This window comes from Bradyrhizobium sp. LVM 105, assembly GCF_003957705.1.
Lineage (GTDB): Bacteria > Pseudomonadota > Alphaproteobacteria > Rhizobiales > Xanthobacteraceae > Bradyrhizobium > Bradyrhizobium frederickii.
Genome location: NZ_QZMV01000005.1, coordinates 215,032 through 238,376 on the forward strand (window position 1 = coordinate 215,032; position 23,345 = coordinate 238,376).

The window sequence follows — 23,345 nt, forward strand, 5'->3', positions numbered from 1 at the left end:
GCCGCCTTTGGAGGGCAAGATGACTAAGCTGCGAGCGGGCGACTGGGTAGAAGTGCGGACAAAGGAAGAAATCCTTGGAACGCTCGACAGCAGTGGTCGCTTCGAGGGGCTCCCGTTCATGCCGCAAATGTTCAAGTATTGTGGTAAGCGATTCAAGGTCTACAAGCGTTCCCACAAGACTTGTGACACCGTCACAAACACCGGTGGCAGATGGCTCCCGAACGGTATCCATCTTGATCTACGATGCGACGGTGAGGCGTATGGTGGCTGCCAAGCTGCATGTCTCATTTTCTGGAAGGAGGCTTGGCTCAGGCCCATCAACGAAACCGAAAACGGTGTGGTGATTTCACCAGATCGTCGGAACGAGCGCGTCAGACAAGGCAAAGGCCAATGTACAGAGGAAGACGTCCTTCGCGGGACGCGTATCGGCGATAGTGCCGCGGATGCAGAGATCCGATACTCCTGCCAGGCAACCGAATTGCCGCGCTTTACCACGTTGGCTCGATGGTGGGACGTCAGGCAGTACGTGGAGGATTATACCTCCGGGAACGCCAGCTTGGGACGGATCGCGCGCGGATTCGTATACCTGGCCTACTGGCATCTTGCACTCGCCAAGAGGGCACGACTGGGTCACGTTTCCCGCCTGGCTTACGACTTCTTCCAGGAACTGCGGGGCGGCATTCCGTTTCCGAGGTGGAAGGGAAAAATACCACATCGGCATCAGACTCCGACTGTCACCTTGAACCTCCAGCCTGGTGAATTAGTGCGAGTGAAGACTTACAAGGAAATTCTCGCGACCGTCGATGCCGAAAACATAAATCGAGGCATGGCTTTTGATGCGGAGCTGGTCCCGTATTGCGGCGGCGTCTACAAGGTTAAGGCACAGATGACCAGATTCATCGATGAGAAGACCGGAAGGATGAGGTCACTCAAGACTCCGGCTGTGATCTTGGAGGACGTTTGGTGCAGGTCTCGATACAGCAATTGCAAAATGTTCTGCCCGAGGAGCATCTACTCCTGGTGGCGTGAAGTGTGGCTGGAAAGGATTACTGACGCACCGCACGAGCGGGGACTCGCTGATGGTCGTTTAAAGGAGAGATCGCGATTGGAGCTAGTCGATGGGCCCCATGCTACTTCGGATGCCGGGAAAATCGGAGCAATGGAACATTGATCGGTCGTCAGTGATCGCCACCGAGGGAATGACACAGGTCTTCGAGTTCGCCATGCGAGTTTCAAGCGAGATCGAGAATTCAGCTTCAGCCGTCAGTCTGGAGCGGTCGGAAGCTGAAGAGGCCATCGCGGGACCGGATCCTGTCTCGCGGTGGACCGACCCTTTGGTGACCATTGCAATTCCTACGTTCAATCGAGCTACGTGGTTGCGGGATTGTGTTCGCCTGGCGCTGAATCAATCGTATCCACATTTCGAAGTGCTCGTGTCAGACAATGCGTCGACCGATGAAACTGCCCTGGTCCTGGGCCAATTCAATGACGAAAGACTACGCGTCGTGCGTCAGCCCAAGAACATAGGGGCGACCGCAAACTGGAATGCTTGCGTGGCACAGGCGAGAGGTGACTATATCGTATTTGTTCCAGACGACGACAGAATTGCGCCGTGGCTGTTGGAACGATGCCTTTCGCTGATCCGAAGAGAGCCCGAACTACCGATCGTGATGGCATTGGGTGAGGCTCGTATCGTCGCGTCTGGGCGCAACCTGCCACCACAGGCTAGTCGAAATCTGACGACTGGAATCTGGGACGGCGTGGATGTCCTTGATGAATATCTGAGACGGCGCATCATGGTGCAAGGTTGCACCACGCTTCTTCGTACCGAGAGACTCCGGGCCTGGGGAGGATTCCCGGCAGGATGGCCGTTCGCGAGTGATCTTTCAAGGCATCTCCCATTGCTGCTCGAAGGTAAGGCAGGTTTTATAAATGAATGCTGTGGCTCCTATTCCCTTCACGACGCCACGCAGACATCTCGGCTAGCTCTCGAGAGCCACCTGGAGGATCTCAAGAAACTGATTGATCTTATAACGCTCACCGCCGAGCGCAGAATCGGGAATGAACGAAAGCGCGTTCAGTTGCAATTGCGAGCCAGACATTTCCTGGCCCGTGAGGCCGTCGGGATCATTGCCTCGTATCGCAGAAGGGGCACTCGGTTTCGCGAACTTCTTCCAGTGTTGAGGCAACGGGGCCGCTACCTGCTGGCCCTGCGGGGGCAGGACACTTTCGCGCTCATGGGACTGGCCTGCTGGCTGCTTCTCCCTGCACCGATTATCGGCAGGCTTCGCCGCCTCAAGAGGAAGCTCACGTCAAAGGCGTAGCAGCCACGTCGGATGTTGAGTGATGCGCGAAGTCACGGGCGTGAGGGTTTCGGCTTCGGCCTTGTGGCGTCCTGGACGACCCGCCCGGTTACCATGTTTATGTTGTTTGTGAAAACGGTCTTCGCGTAACGGTCGTTTGGCCCGGCTGCCGGATAGTTAAAGCCAAAGGCCTTTGTCACATCAAAATAGTTGTCATGCGTAGAGAATATCCCGGACAGATTGGCGGCGTCGGTGCCCGGACCGGATACCGACATCCAGTAGGTGACGCTGCCGATCAGGGTATTGCAGCCAAACTCGCCCGAGTTTGTGTTATCGGCAATGAACCCCTGAGTGCTGCCGCCATTCTGGACCGCGGTGTTGTAAAGGATGCGGGTCGCTTCCACGGTCGGCCCGTAAACCTGCAGATAGTCCCCGTGGGTCCCTGGGCCGCGCATTCCCGCCTGTTCCAGTAAATTATACCGAATGATGATGTTGCCGCCGTCTCGGCCATGCCGGCCGATCAGATCGGAATTGGAACTCTTCAGCCACGAATACTCGATCGTGAGGCCGGGCCCTTCCATTTCGACCAGGAATTCGGCACGTCCGCCCCCGCTCAGGCCGTCAATGATGCAATTGATGATGCGCAAATTGGAGGCGGACGGTGTGCCGCTGATGACACTACTCTGCGGACCACCTGGATTCAGACCGTCGAATCTCGAGTTGATCAGGCTGGTGTTTGCTGCCGTAGTCACAACGGACCAGCCGCTGAAATCATAACCGTCGAGCGTAACATCGTCGCCTGTCACCGTGATGCTCTTCTGAGCCAGGTCGAGCGAAACGCCTTCCATCGAGATCGTTGCCGGATCGTTGATAGGAGTATTCGTCGAATAGCCAACGCAATAATCCACACCCGCTACCCTCCACTGCGGACGGACTCTGTACTTGGTCAGGAGAGACGGATACTGAATTGTACAAGCGGGCGCGTGGCCGGAGCCGTCGTCGTGGGCTGACTTGTCGACTGCAGAGCGCTCCGGCGCGGGCATCTCTGCGGAAGGGACGTTTTGCGCCTGGCTAGCGGCTATCGACCAAGGCAGCGCGAACACGAGAAGAGGTTTAATATAGCGGGCTGTCATGGGGAAGCGGGAGCCTTGCCCGGCGAGGTTCGTTACCTAGACGCATAGAGTCCCCGAGTTACGTGCCCGACGGTGAGGTCACGATCGGCGCTAGCCATCTCTTGGCGATAGAGCACTAGGCTTTCGGCTGCCGCGACGGAGTCCTCCTTTAGCGACGCGCGAATGCCGATCCAAATCCCCCAAAGTATCCAGCTGTTGTTCCAATAGTGGACTGTCAAGCCCACGAACATGAACATTGCGAGACCCAATGTGAATGCCGTACGCATATTCCTCATATAAGCATCAAGGCCGTGCGGAATGCTGGCGGTCCGCCTGGACGGAAAGAATGCTGCAATATTCGCTAGCAGAATAAATATGACCAGTGGGATACCAAACCGGAGCGCCAAGGTCAGCCAAACACTGTCGACTGAGGCGTTGCCAAAGAAATCATCAGGGGACGCGTACGAGCCGAATCCGTACCCTACATAAGGAGAGAGATCGATATAGTAGCTGGCGCTTTCCCAAGTCGCGACGCGGAAATATCCGGTAGCTGGGTCGAGCGTCAGGTTTGCGACGATCCAAGAGAATGGCTTGTTAGCGGCCAGAAATACGATTCCAAGGAACATGAAAAGGCTTGCCACCAAGGCGTGCCATCTCCAGCGTTGCCCTCGCAGCATCTGATCATAAAAATAGACGGATAGTACAATCCCGAATGCCATCAGCGGCGCCGAAGACATTGATAGGACACATCCAAAAAGGCACAGCCCGCAATACAAAGTTCGACCAAGGAAGCTGCGCTCCGAGTACAGAAAGATGGCGCCGGCGACGGCGCAGAATGAGCCGAATAGGATCGCGTGAGGAAATGTTGAGGTCGCTCGCAGCAAGCCGTAACGATATTCATAGCCCGTGCTCTGCAAGCCCATAAGGGCTGCGACGACATTGTGCCGGGTGAGATGCTCCAGGACCGCAACAGCAACGATCGCTGCGGTAACAGGCTTCAGGACTCGAACAAAAGTCTCCAACCCCTGGCGCCCAGAAAAGTAAGCGCGAGCTACGATGTAGCCGCCGGAAAATTCGAGGACGAGAGCGGCCGCGGAAGACGACCCTTGATCGGTTTGCAGTACCGCCACGAACATCCAAGCTGACGCAGCGCATACGAAGAAATCCGATGCGCATAGCCGTCGCCCTCTTTGAAACAGCTGGGCCAGGGCAGGAATCATCAGCAAGGAGATTACAATCCGCGCCGGAATGAACTTGGCACCCCCCACGAACATCGTCATGTACGAGGGCATGGCGCACCCGACCAAAAGCAGCCATGCCACCCATCCATTTGAACCCGTCGCGTTTTTCCTTTCAAACGCACCGGCCTGGAGTAGCGGTCCACTTTCCGCCAGGCCGGATCCATTGAGGCCGTAGGACGACATGAGCCCTTCTCGATCGAAACATTAATTTAGGTCAGGGTATATATTATTTAATGTCCATTGCCAAATAATATGTTGATAATAAATCTTGCGGCTGTATATTTAATTTAATTGGCCGTGCGGCCGAAGGTGGGAAATGACCTGTTCGATCGAGGTTTATTGCGTCGCCAACGAGCAAGCGACACTTGCTCGAAATCTGAACCGATCTCCAGAACTTGCGGACAACCGTATTAAGGTTTCCGTTATCTGGGGGGCCACCGCCGCATCAGCGGCATATCACCAGGCGATCGCGGCGGCCAAGTCGGATATCGTCGTATTCGCCCATCAGGACGTTTATTTTCCCGAGGGCTGGTTTATGGCGCTGCGGGCAGCTTGCGAGAGATTGAATTCGATTGACCCGTCATGGGCTGTCGCCGGTATCTGCGGCATGACGCCCGATGGAGAGTTCGTCGGGCATTTGTGGGATTCCGGCCTGGGCACCGTATGCGGCGGGCGATTTGACCGGCCCCGCCCTGCTGCGAGTCTCGATGAGGTCGTTTTGATCGTGCGCCGAGCTGCGGGCACCCTGTTCGATCCGAGCCTACCCTCCTTCCACCTGTACGGAACAGACATCGTGCTGGAGGCAAAGAGGGCCGGCATGAAGTCCTACGTGATCGACCTGCCGATTATCCACAATAGCAAGGCAACTCTTCGTCTCGACCACTCCTACCTGGCGGCCTACCGCTTCATGACTCGGAAGTGGACGGCGCAACTTCCTTGGCCGACGGTAATCGTTCAGTTGACCAGGAATCCCCTGCCGCTGCTGCTTCGTCGTCTCCGGCTGAGATACAGGGCGATACTGAGCGCGCCCACGCTAACCCCCAAGTTCGAGTGTCCTGAAGCAAAGGCGAGGGAACTGGGATTTGCACAAGCAAGTGAGGATGCCATTTGACCGATTGCTTGAGTGGTGCCGTGCAGAGGCAGGACGATGCTGCTGGTAAGCAGCAGCCTTCGATGACGATTGTGGTCTGCATCGAGTCAGGGATGCTGGAGCCACTTACGCTGCGCATGGTGGAGAGCCTTCGGCGCTTCGGCGGCCGCTTTGCAAACCTGGAAGTTATTGCCGTCACGCCTCGGTCTACTCCGGTTCTCACGCGAGAGACGCATCGCCGAATGGAGGAGCTTGGGATCAAGCATCTACGCGTCTTTCCCGATAATCCGTATGTCTGGCACCATTATATGAATAAGGCGGAGGCGATTGCTGCCGTCGAGAGCAGGGTCACAACAGAGGCGATTGCGTGGATCGACAGTGATATCCTGTTCTTGCGTGAGCCCAACGGACTTGAACTTCCTCCTGGGGTAGATTTCATCGCGAGCGCTCCGGATGCCGGTGTGATCGGGTCGGGGGGAGTAACCGATCCAAATGATCCGTTCTGGGAGCGGTCCGCTGCACTCATCGGAAGAGTTGCTGACGACCTTCCATGGCTCCAGACGGGCGATGGACACCGCATTAGGTTCTACTGGAACGCGGGCCTCTACGTGTATCGGCGCAACACGCGGTTCGGGAGGGAATTTCTCGCCGACTTCAAGACATTTCTTGACCGGCAAGTGGCCCGTACACACTCGCAAGTGCACTTCATGGATCAAGTCGTGCTGGGTTTGACGGTGATCCGGCTCGGGCTGGCTTGGCAAGCGCTCCCGGATTCAAGCAACTTCCCCCTGTGTAGCTATCTGCCGGGAAATTATGACGGGGCAAAGATAACGGGAGTGAGTGTACTTCACTTTCACGATTCCATGGAGCCGAAGCTCTGGAACAAGCTTCTCGAGACGCTCGTACCTGGACATCCGCAAATCCGTGAATGGCTCGAGCCTCTGGGTCCGGTCGCCGTGCCATCTTCGCTTCTATCCTCGCTTGCGCGTGAAGGTCTCCGAATGGTTCGAGGCGCACGTAGACGCGTCTACTATGCTCGGTCCGGCTTTATCAAAGCCTGGAGTCCGGCACGATGATGTCGACCGAATACACAGATCTGGAGATTGAGAATTGTCAGTGGGCCGCGATAACGACGTGACCTCGCAGGAGGGGCCAGGTCATGGTCCAGCGTCCAGAGGGAGAGAGTTGTGGGTATCGATCTGACGGGCCTCCGTGCGCTCAGCTTCGCGAACCGAGTCTATGGATTCGATTTTCGGAATACGGTCACTCTCGGAAGACATGAGGTTCATTTCTGGAAGCAGGAATTTCATGCGGTTCAGAAGAAGTCAAAGCTCGCATACGATCAGTCGATTGCAGTCGGGTGCTACTGCGAGTCGCTCCTTCGCAAGCTTGGTGCCGAGAACATCGTCTCGATTGACGCATCAGCTTTCGAAGGCGCATCGCTTATACATGATTTCAATCTTCCGATACCGAGCGATATGCACGAAAAGTTTGATACGTTCCTCGACTTCGGGTCGATCGAACACATCTTTGATGTCGCGCAGGTGGTCGACAACATAGTGAACCTGGTCAGGCCGGGCGGACACGTCCTTATAGCGACGAACGCAAACGGCTTTCCTGCGCACGGCCTTTACCAGTACTCGCCCGAATTCTTCTACAGTCTTTTCAGTAAACGAAATGGCTTCGAAGATACCGCTATCTTCCTGATCAAGTCATCCCGCCCGGTGAAGTGGCATCTGATTAGGCCGCCAGCGGCCCTCAACCGCAGGAATCAGATCCCCTTTGAAGAGCAGAAGGTGATGATGGTGTTCTCGAGAAAGGTGCGCAGCGTTTCCGACCTGAGCGTGCAACAGTCAGACTACGATGCGACCTGGTCGAGCTTCGCTACCGGAAGCTGGGCCGCCTGGGATAGACGGAACATTCCGAGGTGGAAGGGCATGCTTCATGAGTTCATAGGTCCGTTCCTTTTTCGAAGCCTCTCGTATCACTTCAAATCAGCTCAGGCCCAACGCAAATACCGGGCCGATCATATTGTCGTTGATCCGGACTCCGTGGACCCGGCCGACTTCGCGAGAATGCTGGCGGATGCGGGAGTGCCGAAGCCGCCCTCAAGGGGCGAGATGAATCAGGCTGAAGGGGCAACCCAACTGCATTGATCGGCCCAGCATGCCAACGCGTTACACCCTGGGCCACAGCCGGAGGTCTCCGGGTGAAGGTCTGGCCGCTTTTGGATAGACATAGTGACTGGAAGGGTTTGGAAGATGCGGAGCCTCGAACATGCGGTTGACCCCCGTGCTCCTTTGTTGAGCGATTTGAACAAGCAACGGGCCTTGGCGCCCGGAGCAAACGTGAGCTGCTACTTTCATCATGTGCGTCAGGAGATACGACCATTGCTGCCGAGGACCGCAACGAGCATCCTCGAGATTGGAGCCGCCTCCGGGCAGACGTTGCGGTGGATCAGAACGATCTACCCGGACGCAATGACGACCGGCGTCGAGATAAATGACGCGGTCGCAGAGGAACTTAGCCGCAATGCGGATGTGGCGATCCTGGGTAGCATTGATGAATGCCTACCTCGGCTCAAGAAGTATGATCTCATATTGTTGCTCGACGTCCTCGAGCATCTGGTCGAGTCGAAAGCTGTTCTGCAGAAGGTGCGAGGATTGCTCCAGCCTGGTGGTCACGTCGTGGTGTCCGTGCCAAATGTCGCGCATCTCAGTGTCGCGATTCCACTTCTGTTCAAGCGCCGGTTTGAATATCAGGATGCGGGTATTCTGGACCGCACCCATCTCAGGTTCTTCGTCGAGGATACGGCGATCGGGCTCATGAACGACGCGGGTCTGAAGGTCTCCAAGGGTCTGATTTCCGGAATGCAAGGCTACAAGGCAAAGACGCTCCATCGTCTTTCGTTTGGCTTGTTGAAGCATCATCTGGCGAAGCAGTATATCATGCTTGGAGAGGCCATCGATGGCGAGGAACCTCAGAAGCCGTTTAGCTGGAGGATCGCCGAATGAGGCCGCTCGCTGACCGCGCTCGCCTTGTCGTGCGTCCGCGTACTATTGCATTGATACGCCGAGGCGCACGAAAGGTTGGAGCGGTACCTGATCGTCGATGTGGCAACCTCATCCTGCTTCAGGTGTGGAGTTGTGGCCGCCGCACAAAACATATCAGAGGAATTGTTTGCCGTTCCCCAAGGATAGTGATCGAGCAACTATGAATTTGAAGGCAGTAGCCCGCTATCTTTATGCCAACGTTCCCGGCGTTGCGGCGATCAGGTTTGCTATTAAAGACAGTGTTGCGCCGTACTTCTTCAAGCCGGAGTTTCGTGGAGTTGGGTTGCTCGGCATCGGAAGCGCCTTGATAGTGGATGTGGGCGCGAACCGAGGCCAGAGCACTGCCGCGTTCAAGAGACTTGCGCCAAACTCCCGTATCATAGCCTTCGAGCCCGAGCCGAGGTCCGCGAAGCGACTCGCACTTCGCCATTGTCGTGATGACGCTGTGACCATTCTCGACTGCGCGCTTGGCTGCAGATCCGAAGTTATCGACTTTTTTCTCCCAAGATACGGCCGATGGGAATGCGACGGGATGGCCGCGACTTCCTACGAGGAGGCGACGGCATGGCTAAAGAATCCGGGAAGGATGTACCGCTTTGACGCCAAGAAGCTAACAGTGCGAGAGCATCGGGTTACGTGCAAAGCGCTAGATTCTCTCGACTTGGCACCGGTTCTCATCAAGCTTCATGCCCAGGGAGCGGAGCTGGATATCCTCAAGGGCGCGCATGGAACGTTACAACAGCTGAGACCTGCATTGATGTGTGCGTTTGCCTCGCCGGCGGTTACTGAATTCCTGTCTGACCTGGGCTATCGCCCCTACGTCTACGATCGGGGATGCTTTAGGTCTGGAACTGCACCGCTATCCGTAACCTTCACTTGGTACCTGACAGAGGCACACGTGAAAGGATCTCATCGAGTGAGGCGCAGGATGTTTGCATTCTGGAAAACTATGCGCCGCGGATGGCACCCAATCTGGACGGTCATACTACAGAGGTTGCATTGAGTGTCTCCACGGGCGTTTTGATGCCATTGCCGCTTACAGGCAAAGGAGTGGGCTACACCTGCGGCTCCCTCGCAGAGGCTATGGTCGATCAGAATTTTGGCGTGACGATCGTTACTCCGCGCAGCCGATGGCCTCTGCCCCTGGTGGAAGTGATCGAGGCCTTGCCAGCTTGGAAGCGGTACTTCCCATATGGCTGGGTGAAGAACAGCGCTGGCCGAAGCATGGAGGCTGCGTTCCTCTCATATCTGGATGGCTGTCGATCGCCAAGGTTGGCTGCCTATCTCTGGCCCAGCGCAAGCATGGAGTTGCTCCAGGAATTGAAACGGCGTGACGTCACGGTGTTTCGGGAGCAGTTCAATTGTCATACCAGGACCGCCAAGACAATTCTTGACCGAGCATACGGCAAGCTTGATGCGACGCCTATGCATGGTATTACCGACGCGGCAGTCCATCGCGAAACCAAAATTCTGGAGGCGATAGACTACATATTCTGCCCGAATCAACCGGTCGAAACTTCGTTGCTTGAGAACGGTGTGTCGAAAAGCAAATGTTTGGAAGCAGCATACGGCTGGGACCCAGTTCGCCTTTCGGGAGAGAATCGGCTTCTTCCCTCCAACCATGGTTTGACCGCGGTCTTCGTCGGGATCATTGGCGTGCGAAAAGGAGCCCATTTGATCCTCGACTATTGGGCGAAAAGCGGGGTGACGGGCAGGCTGGTGTTGGCTGGACGAATGGAGCCGGTCATCAAAGAGAAATGCCGCGACTTGCTCGCACGGGACGACGTGACGGTGCTTGACTATGTCGAGGATGTCGGGGCGCTTTATCGATCGGCGGACATCTTCGTATTCCCATCCTTGGAGGAGGGCGGACCTCAAGTCACCTACGAGGCGTGCGCTTGCGGTCTACCGGTCCTAACGACTAGCATGGGCGCGGGACGGATCGTCCGAAATGAACGTGAAGGTCTTGTGTTGGATCCGTATGATGCAGTTGGTTGGATTGCGGCTATTCGTCGGTTGGCCGAGGATACCGAACTTCGACAACGGATGTCGGTTGCAGCACTTGAACATGCGCAACGTTTTACGTGGACCGCGGTCGCGAGCAGGCGCCGCGAGCAGATGATAGGGCGCCTAGGCTATGGCAACTGATCGCGCCAAACTTGCGGTGCTCATCGTCTCGTACTGCAATCCGGATGATGTTGATCGCTGTCTGAAGTCATTGGTTCATTCTGATTGGAAGGATTTCGAGGTCTTTGTCTGTGAGAACGGTGGGAAGGAGGCGTTCGAGCGGCTGATGGCGGTAGTTGCCGGTCCAGAGCGAACGCTCCGGCAAGTGCACAGTGGCTCGGATCTTCTGGATCAAGCGAGAGGAAGACTAGCCGCCGTCGAAAAATGTCGATTTCCGAGCGGGACAAATATCGTTCGGCTTGGACTTGCGGTGGACAATCTGGGCTATGGCGGTGGTGTCAACGCCTGGCTCGAGCAATTCCTTGAAAGCCCGGGCTGGGATGCGGTGCTCGTTCTCAATCCCGACACTGAAGTGGACAGTCGTTGCCTGTCCGAACTAATGGCGAAGGCTGCCGCAGGATTTGGTATGGTTGGTGCGACCTTGGTGTTCGATCACGTGCCGGATAAGATTATCAACTACGGTCTTCACTGGTCGCCCACGACGGGCCGTGTCGTAGCGGTTGGTCGGAACGCTCCGGCGGGGAGTGCTCCGTCGCACGAGCAGATGTCTGAGATTGACGCGATCAGCGGTGCTTGCGTTCTGGTCACGCGCGACTTCGTTGAAGAGGTCGGTCTGATGACCGAAGATTACTTCCTCTACATGGAGGATCTGGACTGGGGGCGTCGCCGTGACAAGCATCTGATCGGCTTTGCAGAACGAGCGATCGTACGGCACATCGGGGGCACGGCTATCGGTTCTGCCGTAGATCCGAGGAAGCGCTCCTACTTGTCGGTGTATCTGTCTGCCCGCAATAGCATTGTCTACGCTCGCCGGGAGGCAGGATGGCGATGGGGCCTCCATTTTGCTTTCGGCTTGTTGTATGCGACCAGATATGTCGCCATGGGGGCTCCAACCGCCGCGAAGATCACGATTAGGGGACTGATAGACGGAGCGCTGGGAAAGACCGGAAAGCCGGACGCTTCTCTCCGATTGCACGTGGTTGGCTAGAACTCCTGTGCACCAGCGTCTTCTGGAACGTCGGCCATCGTACCTCTGAGAATCCCGAGGGAACGCGCGCGGCAGCGGCTGGGAGAAGTCGTTCGTCCTTAACGTCTTGCAGATCTCTTCCAGACAAGCCGTGAAAGATGAGAGAAGGCCAGCGCCGCGGGCTTCCTTGATTCCGCAGTCGTATTGGCCAGAGGGTACCGATGTAGACTCGATATGACCGCGAACAAACTATCGGAGCTTCAAGCTAGTGTGGCTAGCCCAACAATCGCACAAGATCTTTTCCGAGCTTCTGTAAACTAATGAACAACATGGACGCGTCACTCAAGAAGATGAACAGAAGTGCATGGACAATATACATGTAATCCCGAAATCGAATCAGCATGCGTTCGAATAGCTCTCGCGGGTATGGAATTACGTAGAAGAGTAAGACGCATGCCGGTCCTAAGACCAGCGAGCCGGCCACGTCGCTCGGAGGTCCCGATCCCATGCGCCGCTTACGGTCCCGCTGAATCTTGCCGCAAGAAGCTGCAATCCGAAGATTGTCGCGGCGAGCGCAATTCCTGGCGCGAACAATGTTTTCGACAGTCTATCCCAGGCGGAGCGCGCGCCCTCCGTGGGCACGCTCGAGGTCACAGATGACCTCGTCTGATTCTTCGGGAGCTGCCGTTCGGAGCGTGATCGCCAAGACAGCCCCAATGCAGGCACCGGGCCCGGCTAGGCCGATCGAAGGGGACCGAGGTCGACCGTCGCCTAGATCCTGGTCTCCGAACAGGACGTCCGCCTGCCGCTCTACCAGCAGGCGCGAATTGTGCCTATTGAGCTCGGCCAGCGTTGACAGACCGAGGCCAGGACCATTGACCCGCGTCCGTTGCAAGAGCGTCTCCGTCGTCGGCAGGGATCAGCTATCCGCCGACGAAACGATGATGCCGCTGCTCAACCCCTGCCGTGGGCACCCCAAGACTGGTCAGCAAGACTGGTCAGCTCTGGATCTAGGCGGTGGACGCCGGCCATGGAGCTAGGCCGATCTGCCTCGCGCATGTCTTTCAACCAGCGTTCTGTTCGTGGCGCAGGCGGGTAACTTCTTCGAACTTGCCACAGCGGCCGGGCTCCCGTTGTCGGCGAAGCGCTCAAGCCTGTCGAAAAGGACATCGGTGGCCGTAGCACCGAAGAGCGCTGTTCGTTCGGCAACAGAACCGGCCGCTGGAGGAAGCTTTACAGGGGGCTCCGTGCAGAGCTCGCATTGAATCAGCCAAAAGAGCAAGCTGGCGAGCCAACCGGAGCGCCCTGACGACTGAAGATGGCCGCATCGCGCTCGAGAACAGGGCGGTCGAGCGCTTCATCCGTCCGATCACGCTTTGGAAAATGCGCGGTTCGCAGGCTTCGACTAAGAAGCCGAGCACTAGGCCATCATCGCCGCTGTAGGGTGAACGACGTCGATCCCCTTGCCTGTCTGTCTAGCACTCGCCCGGATCGTCAACGGCCAAGCACGAGATCGATGAACTGCTTTCGTTGGCCTATTGTCGGTACGCATCCAGTTGTGGTCTGAAAAGAGCATGAAGCACATTGAGACTGTGCAGTGTCGTTACGAAAAAAGTGCGAGTCGCGCGCCGAGTGTGATGAAGTTCGGATTTTTCTTGCCACAATATTTATTCGCGTGTCGATTAAACTCTCGTATGTAAACGAAGACATTAAATGGCGGATTCTGCGGATTGACGAAAGTGTCGGACCGCAATGCGCAACGGTAACTATTTCCACAGAAATCAATGGTGACAGACGATAATATTCTTTGTTTTGAATTGCGAACGATTCACAATGCGGTCGTGTAGGCACTTCTGCAGTTTGATTTATTTTCGAGTGAGTGTGGCAGGTGCGAGCCAAACATCACCCCGGCGTAGCCTAGTTGTGGTCCCAAAAAAGCCTGCGGCACCCAGCCAATAGTCGCCTCGGCGATCATCACGTGGTGGTTTGTCCAATAATAAAAGTGAATGGCATGTTGCTCGGGGAAGGCCCTTCGGGGTGGAGCACATGCGGATGGACATCAAATCAGGAGAACAGGTAATGGCAGTGAACGACGGTTCTGCGAACGCGCCGGTTGGATCAGCGCAGCTTTCGAGCTTGCTGGACACCTATGGTGCGAACCGGCCGGCATGGAATGTCGCGGGGGTGGACTATCACGTCGGCGTCCCAACGGGGCTGACGCTCAAGGATCCTGCAACGATCTCGATGGCAGGCGTGTCCGTTGACGCGGCTCAGAAGAGCATCACGGTGACGGGCAGCAACGTCACGCTCGACGGTTATGATTTCGGCGGCTGGGCTGTCGTAACCACGGCAGCGAACACCACCCTGACCAACTCGAACTTCAATGGTCTCAATCCGTCGGGTCCGCAGGATGCGGTTATTACAGGGACGTCGTCGTCCTCAAATCTGCATATCACCAACTGTACCATCGACGGCCTGAGTGGCGGTGGGCATGCCGAATTTCTCGTCGAAATGGAAGGGCCCGGCCTCACGATTGAATATTCGTGGCTGAAGAATTCCAACTCCGACCTGATCGGCCGCCATGGTCAAGACGGTGGCGACATCACGATTCAATATAACCTGCTGCAGCAGGCCGGCATGGGCGGCGCTGGCACCCACGGCGACTATCTCCAAGTCTATGGTCCGACCATCGATTCGACCCACATTCTTTACAACACGGCGGTCCAGGATGGCGGTACGACCCAGGGCTTCATTGCCGACAACACCAAGTCGGGCGAGTTTGCCGGCAACACTCTGATCGGCAGCGTCAGCTATTGGATGTCCGTCTCCGGTCCGGGGACCGATGCCGCCAATCTGAGCGGGGCATTTTCCACGCACGACAACTATTTCGATGTAACCAAAGCCTTCGGGTTCAACTATCCGGCCGCTGGCCCGGACGACTCCTATTCCCAGACCTCCTTCGTGCACAATGTGAACATGGTGACCGGCGAGGTCGAGCAGGATGCCAATGCGCCTGCTTACACCGGGCCAACCTACACGCCGCCAACCTCGCCTGCTCCGAGTGCCCCTGCGGCGCCGGTTGTAGCCTCTTTCTCGACCGACAGCGGCGTCAGCGGCGATGGTGTGACGAACGACAGCACGCTCGAGCTCAAGGGCACGGCTGCTGCCGGCAGCACGGTCAAGATCTACGACGGTTCGACCCAGATCGGTACGGCGACTGCGACTTCGACCGGAAGCTGGGACTACATCACCCAGGTCCTGACCGACGCAAAGCACACGCTGACGGCGACCGCGACCAACACGTCGGGCCAGACCAGCGCAGCCTCGGCAGCAGTGGCTGTTACCGTCGACACCAAGGCACCCGCCGCACCAACGATCGCGAGCGATACCGTCAACGCGACCAATCAGGTCGTGATGTCAGGGACCGCTGAAGCGAACAGCGCGATCAGGGTGTTTGATGGAACGACGCAGGTCGGGACGGCGACAACCAACTCGAGCGGCGCGTGGAGCGTCACGACGTCTGCCTTGTCGGCCGGTTCGCACGCCCTGACGGCGAAGGCGACCGACGTTGCCGGTAACGTCAGCGCAGCGTCGACGGCCGTGGATCCGGTCATTGGCACCGCCACGTCCGGCACGGGCACGTCCGGCACCGGCACCTCGGGCACCGGCACCTCTGGCACTGGCACCTCTGGCACTGGCACCTCGGGCACTGGCACCTCGGGTACGGGCACCTCGGGCACTGGCACCACTGCGCCTGCCGCACCGAAGATCACCTCTTTCTCGACCGACAGCGGTGTCGCCGGTGATCACATCACCAGCGACAAGACGCTGACCCTGGCGGGAACTGCAGCTGCCAACAGCACGGTAAAGGTGTTCGACGGCACGACCCAGCTCGGCATCGCCACGGCGGATGCCAACGGAGCCTGGCACTACTCAACCGCTGCGCTGCTCGACGGCAAGCACAGCCTCACTGCGACGGACACGGTCTCTGGCGTCACCAGCAAGGCATCGACTGCGCTGGATGTAACGGTGGATACCACTGCTCCGGATGCTCCGGTTCTGTTGAGCGATCCCACCACGCATAACCGCGCAACGGTATCCGGAACGGCGGAGGCGGGAAGCTCGATCAAGCTCTATGAAGGCACGACCCTGCTTGGCACGACGACGGTCGGAAGCGACGGCGACTGGAGCGTGACGACCCCGAATCTCAAGCACGGGTCCCACACCTTCACCGCGACCGCCACCGACGCTGCCGGCAACACCAGCGCGTTGTCGCAGCCGATCGATCCGCCAATTGGCTCGCATGACCCCAAGGAGAGCAGCTCGACGGTGGAAGTCACCAATGTGCGTCCGCATTGGGATCACACCGCAACAATCAAGGGCATTGCAGATCCCAACAGCGAGATCAGGCTGTCTGACGGCACGACGTCGGTCGGTTCGGTCACGGCGGGAGCCGATGGCAAGTGGAGCTTCCACACCTCCGATCTGTCGGGCAGGACCCACGCCTTTACCGCCGAGCAGGTCGACACGACCGGCCACGTGGTCGGGACCAGTTCGGGCGAGGCGATCATTGGCTCCGGCCGCCGCGATACGCTGACCAGCACCGCGGGCAATGATGTCATGGTCGGCAAAAGGGGGGCGGATACGTTCGAATTCGCGTCGAACTTCGGTCACGACGTCATCAAGGACTTCGCTGCCCGCGGACCTGCTCACGACACGATCGAGTTCAGCAAGAGCGTGTTCGACAGCTTTGCAAGCGTTCTCTCTCACGCGGCTCAGTCAGGCCGCGACGTCGTCATCGCGACGGGAAGCGACACGCTGACGCTGAAGAACACGCAGCTCGACAAGCTGAACAGCCACGACTTCCATTTCGCGTAGTCGCGAATTCAGCGACATGGAGTAGCCGATCTGCGGTGCAGATCATGGAAGGCGGGGAGGTCCCCGCCTTCTTTTTTGTGCCTCTATTGCGGTCTACGCGTGAGCAGCTTTCCGTTGTATCGCTGGATACAGCGCGCGAACAAGATCGAGGCGCGCGACTGGAGCCAGTCGCGCTTCGTGCGAAGGTGATTCTCAGGCCGGTCGCGACAAGCATCGAACGCGTCCAGGCGCGATTCTGTCTTCGCTCCGATCACCAGCCTTGTTTGGCCTTCATCGCATTAAAAAATGTGAGCGCGTGAAAATTGAATATTAAAAATTAAATATCGCGCGGAAGTCCGTGCTCAGTTGTTGGTCGGATCGGCTTGCCGAGCTTTTTTAGTAAACGATTTCTGTGTGTTCAGGCCGTGCCGCGATGGAGGCGTGTTGAGTTTCGTGGTTGGGCATGACATCAGGGAAATTCGTGACGATTTAATCGAAGGCGTATCGCGCGATTATTGTAGTACCGCGAGTTGACGTGCTGGTTAAAAAAACCTCGGCCCGGCCCCCATCTGGTCCCAAAAAAGCCCATGGCGACCGGCACGTGAGGCCAAGCTAATTAACCATGAGGTGGTGGATACAAATCACCACGACATCGCGCTCTGCGAACGACTTCGCGGCGGAGTACGTGTTGGAAGCTGGGAGAGCGGATTGAGCGAATTAAATGGCAGGACGGTTATCATGTCCGCGCCGGCTACCGGGGAGGCGACACGCTCAAGTTGGCTTGGTTCGGTGCAAAATCGGTCTGACTTCTATCTCGCGTAACAGTAGCTCGATGACAGGGAAATCAAACTCACATCTGCCTTGGGGAGCCTCTCGGGGATCATCACTTAAGGCACGGTTCAAGGGCGGGAGCCATGACAAATTCTGAACGGTGGGGCGTAATCTCCCTGCCAGCAAGCCTTTATCGGATCCAATTTTCGCGTTTGACGAGACTTGGGGTCGTCGCACGACAGTGGGCGGAAGATGCCGAACTGCGGACGCAGGGGCCGATCGGCTGGGCAAAGCGTCTCGTCGAAGTCTTGCGGCAACGACTGTTCTCCGGTGTCCCGCGGTCGGCTGGCGACGATGATGAGTCGCGGTCAGAGCTGTCGGCTTTCCTGCGGTCTTGCCGCCGGATTTTCTGGGCTCTCGCGGCCTTCAGCGGGATGAGCAATCTCCTCATGCTCACCGGCTCGTTCTTCATGCTGCAAGTCTACGATCGGGTGCTGCCCGGGCGCAGCATACCGACGCTGATCGCCTTGATGGTTCTGGCCACGGTGCTTTACCTGTTTCAGGGCGGGCTCGACCTCGTCAGGAGCAGGATCAGCGCCCGGGTCGGCCGGTATTTCGATGAAGCGCTCGGCGTTCGCATATTCGATGCGCTTGTTCGCCTGCCCTTGAAGACCAGAGCCGATGGCGATGGCTTGCAGCCAATGCGGGACCTTGATCAGGTCCGCAGCTTCCTGTCGAGCGGAGGGCCGACGGCGCTGTTCGATCTGCCCTGGATGCCAATCTATCTTGGCGTCTGCTTCCTCTTTCACTTCTGGATCGGCGTCACTGCGCTGGCCGGCGCGCTGGTGCTGGTCGGGATTACGATGCTCACGGAAACCCGCACGCGAGGCCCGGCAAAGGCGACCTCGCGTCTCGCCGTTTCGCGAACCGCACTGGCGCTCGAGGGGCGGCGAAACGCCGAAGTTCTACAGGCCATGGGCATGCGGCAACAGGCGGCTTTACGTTGGCAGGATGTCAACGCGAAGTACCTCGCGGCTCATGAGCGAGCCAGTGACGTCGCAAACGGACTCGGTGGTGCCTCCAAGCTTTTTCGGGCGATCTTGCAATCGCTGGTTCTCGCCGTTGGCGCCGTCCTCGTCATCAACCAGGAATCGACGGCCGGCATCATCATTGCCGGATCGATCCTCACCGCGCGGGCACTGGCGCCCGTCGAACTGGCCATCGCGAACTGGAAAGGATTCGTCGCCGCGCGGCAATCAGGGCAACGGCTCGATGGGCTGCTGAAGCTTCTGCCTCACGACGAGGAGCGGTTGGCGCTACCTCCGCCGGTTGAGACCCTCACTGCCGAGCACCTCTATATCGGCGCCCCAAACGCGCAGAGGCCCACCGTCAGTGAAGTGTCGTTCCAGCTGCGGAGCGGGCAGGCGGTTGGAATCATTGGTCCGAGCGGATCGGGCAAGTCGACGTTGGCACGTGCGCTGGTGGGAGTGTGGCCATGCATGCGAGGTAGGATCCGGCTCGACAACGCCGCGCTCGATCACTGGTCTTCGGACGCCCTCGGCAAGCACATCGGTTATCTGCCTCAGGACGTCGAATTGTTCGACGGCAGCATTGCGATGAACATTGCACGGTTCGACCCGCATGCAACGGCCGCCGCAGTTCTGGAAGCTTCGCATGCCGCGGGCGCGCACGATCTCATCCTCTCCCTTCCGGACGGCTACGGCACGAAGATCGGCGAGGGAGGACTGGCGCTGTCGGCGGGGCAGCGGCAGCGTATCGGGCTCGCGCGCGCTTTTTACGGCAAGCCATTCCTGGTCGTGCTTGATGAGCCCTCTTCCAATCTCGATGCCGAGGGCGAGGAGGCCTTGACCGAGGCGATCCTGAACGTGCGCCGCCGGGGAGGGATTGTCGCCGTTGTCGCGCATCGCCCGAAGGCGCTGGAAGGCGTGGACCATGTCTTGTGCCTCGGCGAAGGCAGGGTTCAGTCCTTCGGCAAGAGAGAGGAGGTTCTCAGGCAAGTGCTGCGAAATCCGGTACCGCTCAAGGTCGTCGCGGAAGCTCAAGGAGGAGGCCGATGAGCGGTCAGATAGCGCCGGCGTTGCAATCCATCCAGCGTTACATGATCGTTGGAATGATCATGTTCGCTCTGGTGACCTTTGGGGTCGGCGGCTGGGCGACAACGACTCAGTTGTCGGGTGCGGTGATCGCCCAGGGCGTGGTCGTGGTGGATTCGAGCGTTAAGAAGGTTCAGCACGCCACCGGCGGGATCGTCGGAGAATTGCGCGTGCGGCAAGGCGACCGTGTCAATGCAGGCGACGTTTTGATCCGCCTCGACGAGACCCAGACGCTCGCGAATGCGACGATCGTTACCAACAGCATCGATGAGCTGCTCGCGCGGCAGGCTCGTCTCGAGGCCGAACGTGATGGCGCCGAGCAGGTCATGTTCCCCAAGCTGCTGCTCGATCGGGCCAAGGAGAGCAACTCCGAGGCGAGCCGCGCGATCACTGCGGAACGGAAGCTGTTCGATCTGCGTCGTCAGGCGAGAAGCGGCCAAAAAGCGCAGTTGCAGGAGAAGAGCGCCCAGCTGGAAAACGAGATCAAGGGCTATACGGGGCAGATCGAGGCCAAGCAGAAGGAAGTTGAGTTCATTCGCCAGGAGCTGGAAGGCGTGCGCAGCCTCTGGCAGAAGAATCTGGTGCCGATCACGCGGCTCAATTCCCTCGAGCGCGACTCCGCGCGCCTCGAAGGCGAGCGCAGCCAGTTGGCCGGCATGGTTGCGCAGTCGAAGGGCAAGATCTCCGAAATTGGCCTCCAGATCATTCAGGTTGACCAGGATCTGCGGACGGAGGTCGGCAAGGACCTGATCGAAACGCGCTCGAAACTCTCCGAACTGGGCGAGCGTAAGACTGCAGCGGTCGATCAGTTGAATCGGATCGATATCAGGGCACCACAATCCGGCCGCGTCCACGAGCTCAGCGTCCACACGGTTGGAGGGGTCATTTCTCCCGGCGAGCAAATCATGCTGATCGTACCTGATGCGGACTCGCTTGCAGTCGAGGTCAAGATCGCACCGCGCGATATCGACCAGGTTTATATGGGGCAGACCGCGACGATGCGTTTCGCAGCGTTCAACCAGAAGACCACGCCCGAGATCGACGGAGAGGTCAGCTTGGTCTCGGCAGACATCACACAGGATCAGCGTGCCGGCACGAGTTACTACACGGGTCGCGTCCTGCTGAAGCCCGAAGAGCTGGTAAAACTCGGGTCGGCCAAGCTGCTGCCGGGCATGCCGGTGGAGGTCTTTATCAAGACGGCTGGTCGGACTGCGCTGTCCTATCTGCTCAAGCCGCTGCACGATCAGGCGGAGCGTGCATTCAAGGAGCGCTGAGTCTTCGCGGAAGCTGGGCAGCGTTTGACCTCACGCAAGCGGGGTCGACGCCTATTCGGTGGGGTCGACATTGCGGCCCGGCTCTGAAACCAGGGCTGGTCGGCCGGACGCATCGCCGGCGGGCGTGCCCGACGGACGAAAGCGCGTCACGAGCCGGGACGGAGTTTGTGATCTGGCTTGAAGGCCTAACCGCGACGTTCTGGGGATATCAGATCGCTGCCAGAGATTTCGCGGGGCGAGCGTAGTGAGCTCGCCCCACCTCCTGATCAACCGCAGCAAATCGCGCGGCATTCGGCGGATCGAGCGTGACGGATGTCTACTGCCCGTGGGCGAAACTAGCGATCGCTCGATCGACCTTCCGCTCAGTACGTCCATTCGCCTGGCGTACAGGGTCATCGCCGCCACGCAGGCAAGTATTGTAGCTTCAGCCCCCAGAACGACTAGCAGCTCACTCGGCATGTGAAATCCGTCCTACCCGAGCTATCACTGTATGAAGATTTGACCCCGGAGAAATACGGCTATGGTCTTTGCCGTTGAATGGCTGCGCCGGCTCATACGAAGCGCGAAGATCAGGCGGAGCGTGCGTTCAAGGCGCGCTGATGCCTCATCATCGGCATTCATCCACTTGCGCGCAGGGATGGCCTGTCGGTCGAGCGGCCGGTACTCGGCTTGCAAGCCTGCAAACAGCGTGGGCTCAATCCGACTTCTCCTGTCCTGCTCGCAAGCATACGCCCCGAGCAGGATCATTCGATCATCGCTCTGAACAGAGTCGATTGCTTAGTCCGGTTTGCGTCGACGGCGCTTGATTACCCAATAGGCCGCATACGCAACTGCGGCGAAGGATAGCCCCGCGCCCGCGATCGGTCCAGGTGCGCCCTGTGCCGTCCCCTGACCGACGTAAGTGTAGCTTTGGTCGGGAGGAAAGAACAGAGTAGCCGTGAAATAGACGCCGGCCGGCACCGCCGCGGCCATCGTGAGGAAAATCGCAAGGACCCACCCAGGCAAGGTCATATTTTCTTCTCCCTTAGCACGGCGCATTAATAAATATTTGATCTTTTAATAATCATAATAATTAAATTCAGTCAACATAAATCTCGGGTAGATACCAGCTGACAATACGCGCGCGACAATTTGACGTCGGTGCATCGAAGTTCAGATATCCATATGAGGAGAGTCGTGAACATCCGAGAGCTCGTTGAATCACGCGGGGCGATCCTGAAGTTCACTCCATGGGAGCCGTTCTGCATTGCAGGCCAAGCTTTCCGCCACGTCGATGACGGGAGTGATTTGTCGAATGAATCCAAGTTCGCGAAGAAATCTGGATCGCAGATAGTGCAACACTGTCCATGCGGTCGGTTGCTGCGTGTACACTTCGCCCCGAAATACGACGAACGAGCGATCGGTCCCTGTTGCAAGATGTCGAATGAGATGTCGGTTCGATCCGTCCGGAGTAAGCTTAGCGACCTGCAATTGACACGACGCTCTGGTGGCTCGGATGATCAGAGTACCTGTCGTAACTTCATTGGTTGCTGTGACGCTGAAGTGATTTCGTTCGAGGAATCTAACAATATCCTCTCTTAGCTGGCCTGGATTTTCGAATGGAATCGCAATCTTCCATCCAGTGGCCAGTAATAGCACGGCCGCGATAAACCACTTAAATCCGGCGGAAGAGCTCACGCCTCACCCCCAGCACGCAGAAGCCGACCGTCAGGCCCAAAATGGTCGTGTTCGCGACCGCGTCGCCCCACCAACTATGGAACATGGCGTAGTGCCATTGGCTCAGGCCCATAAAGCTGATGCGAGTGACATTCACCGCTACGACGGAGATGCAAGCCATCAGGCACCAGAATAGATCGTAAGCAGATTTCTTGTGGCTGACTAACTGGCTCACAGTCACCCAGCATAGAACTGCAAGCGATACGTTTGCGAGCGAAGAGCACCCTGGCAGAATGACCAGAACGCCGGAAGCGTCGGCAAATTCGACGACGTCCCCGGTTCGAGAGCTGCGCAGTATCCAGCCCACGAGACCCGCATCGATCCGCAAAATTAGCTCGGCAAAGAAATGAAAGAATAGCCGGCTCCAAAACATGGGCACGGTAACAGCCAGTAGTATGAGAGCGCCGCGCCGCGATGATGAGGCATCGGCCGTGTTGATGACATAGAGACTGAGCGCGGTTACTGCCAGCCAACTGACGGGACCTACCGGTAGAATGGCGAGCAGCACAAAGGCCGCTCCCAAGACGAGTTCTGAAGAGCGAATCCCGATCGTTCGGTCTTGAAGAACGAGGGAAATTCCAGCGGCGCATGATATCCAAACGAGTACACTGATTTCAAACGTGCCAAGAAGCGCATCTAGCCATCCAAGCCCATGGACCG

At 57.9% G+C, this 23,345-nt stretch carries 17 protein-coding genes; 12 read left to right on the plus strand and 5 right to left on the minus strand.

Annotated elements, in window-relative coordinates:
* Positions 1–19: 19 nt before the first annotated feature.
* Together D6B98_RS16435 and D6B98_RS16440 are read left to right on the plus strand one after the other, a co-directional pair.
* Complete coding sequence (locus D6B98_RS16435) at positions 20–1,171, plus strand: hypothetical protein (protein ID WP_205680492.1); 1,152 nt, start codon at positions 20–22, stop codon at positions 1,169–1,171.
* Positions 1,119–2,324, plus strand: a complete 1,206-nt coding sequence (locus D6B98_RS16440) for a glycosyltransferase family 2 protein (RefSeq protein ID WP_126258017.1) — start codon at positions 1,119–1,121, stop codon at positions 2,322–2,324. Before D6B98_RS16435 ends, D6B98_RS16440 begins: the two co-directional genes overlap by 53 nt.
* 32 nt (positions 2,325–2,356) lie before the next feature.
* Here D6B98_RS16440 and D6B98_RS16445 read toward each other — a convergent pair whose 3' ends face one another.
* Positions 2,357–3,436, minus strand: coding sequence for a hypothetical protein (locus tag D6B98_RS16445; protein WP_126258018.1), 1,080 nt, complete (start codon positions 3,434–3,436; stop codon positions 2,357–2,359).
* A gap of 32 nt (positions 3,437–3,468) precedes the next feature.
* Positions 3,469–4,839 (minus strand): O-antigen ligase family protein, encoded by a 1,371-nt coding sequence (locus D6B98_RS16450; RefSeq protein ID WP_126258019.1) that lies wholly within the window; start codon positions 4,837–4,839, stop codon positions 3,469–3,471.
* 133 nt (positions 4,840–4,972) lie between these two features.
* On the opposite strand from D6B98_RS16450, the gene D6B98_RS16455 reads away from it, so the two are divergent.
* The 10 genes from D6B98_RS16455 to D6B98_RS16500 all read left to right on the plus strand — a co-directional run bounded on the left by D6B98_RS16455 (position 4,973) and on the right by D6B98_RS16500 (position 20,969).
* Positions 4,973–5,767, plus strand: a complete 795-nt coding sequence (locus tag D6B98_RS16455; RefSeq protein ID WP_126258020.1) for a hypothetical protein — start codon at positions 4,973–4,975, stop codon at positions 5,765–5,767.
* 62 nt (positions 5,768–5,829) lie between these two features.
* Positions 5,830–6,822 carry a GT-B fold glycosyltransferase domain-containing protein gene (locus D6B98_RS16460; protein WP_126258021.1) on the plus strand — a complete coding sequence of 331 codons (993 nt, stop codon included), beginning with the start codon at positions 5,830–5,832 and terminating at the stop codon, positions 6,820–6,822.
* Positions 6,823–6,933: 111 nt separating this feature from the next.
* Positions 6,934–7,902, plus strand: a complete 969-nt coding sequence (locus D6B98_RS16465; RefSeq protein ID WP_126258022.1) for a class I SAM-dependent methyltransferase — start codon at positions 6,934–6,936, stop codon at positions 7,900–7,902.
* A 105-nt stretch (positions 7,903–8,007) separates the two neighbouring features.
* Complete coding sequence (locus tag D6B98_RS16470) at positions 8,008–8,760, plus strand: class I SAM-dependent methyltransferase (RefSeq protein WP_245481403.1); 753 nt, start codon at positions 8,008–8,010, stop codon at positions 8,758–8,760.
* Between the two features lie 199 nt (positions 8,761–8,959).
* Positions 8,960–9,802: an FkbM family methyltransferase gene (locus D6B98_RS16475; protein WP_164718663.1), complete on the plus strand. Its 843-nt coding sequence runs from the start codon at positions 8,960–8,962 to the stop codon at positions 9,800–9,802.
* Entirely contained in the window at positions 9,760–10,947 is a 1,188-nt protein-coding gene (locus tag D6B98_RS16480; protein ID WP_126258024.1) for a glycosyltransferase family 4 protein, read from the plus strand. Before D6B98_RS16475 ends, D6B98_RS16480 begins: the two co-directional genes overlap by 43 nt.
* On the plus strand, positions 10,937–11,974 hold the full coding sequence (locus D6B98_RS16485; RefSeq protein ID WP_126258025.1) for a glycosyltransferase: 1,038 nt from the start codon (positions 10,937–10,939) through the stop codon (positions 11,972–11,974). The genes D6B98_RS16480 and D6B98_RS16485 overlap by 11 nt, the downstream gene beginning before the upstream one ends.
* 2,031 nt (positions 11,975–14,005) lie before the next feature.
* The gene (locus tag D6B98_RS16490; protein ID WP_164718664.1) at positions 14,006–16,831 is read left to right on the plus strand and encodes an Ig-like domain-containing protein; all 2,826 of its coding nucleotides are present in this window, start codon (positions 14,006–14,008) and stop codon (positions 16,829–16,831) included.
* Between the two features lie 893 nt (positions 16,832–17,724).
* Positions 17,725–19,659, plus strand: a complete 1,935-nt coding sequence (locus D6B98_RS16495) for a type I secretion system permease/ATPase (protein WP_245481404.1) — start codon at positions 17,725–17,727, stop codon at positions 19,657–19,659.
* Complete coding sequence (locus tag D6B98_RS16500; RefSeq protein ID WP_126258027.1) at positions 19,656–20,969, plus strand: HlyD family type I secretion periplasmic adaptor subunit; 1,314 nt, start codon at positions 19,656–19,658, stop codon at positions 20,967–20,969. The genes D6B98_RS16495 and D6B98_RS16500 overlap by 4 nt, the downstream gene beginning before the upstream one ends.
* Before the next feature lie 483 nt (positions 20,970–21,452).
* Here D6B98_RS16500 and D6B98_RS16505 read toward each other — a convergent pair whose 3' ends face one another.
* From D6B98_RS16505 to D6B98_RS16515, 3 genes are all read right to left on the minus strand, one after another.
* Positions 21,453–21,716 carry a hypothetical protein gene (locus D6B98_RS16505; RefSeq protein ID WP_126258028.1) on the minus strand — a complete coding sequence of 88 codons (264 nt, stop codon included), beginning with the start codon at positions 21,714–21,716 and terminating at the stop codon, positions 21,453–21,455.
* A 30-nt stretch (positions 21,717–21,746) separates the two neighbouring features.
* The gene (locus D6B98_RS16510; protein WP_126258029.1) at positions 21,747–21,980 is read right to left on the minus strand and encodes a hypothetical protein; all 234 of its coding nucleotides are present in this window, start codon (positions 21,978–21,980) and stop codon (positions 21,747–21,749) included.
* Between the two features lie 643 nt (positions 21,981–22,623).
* Entirely contained in the window at positions 22,624–23,193 is a 570-nt protein-coding gene (locus tag D6B98_RS16515; protein ID WP_126258030.1) for a hypothetical protein, read from the minus strand.
* Positions 23,194–23,345: the final 152 nt, after the last annotated feature.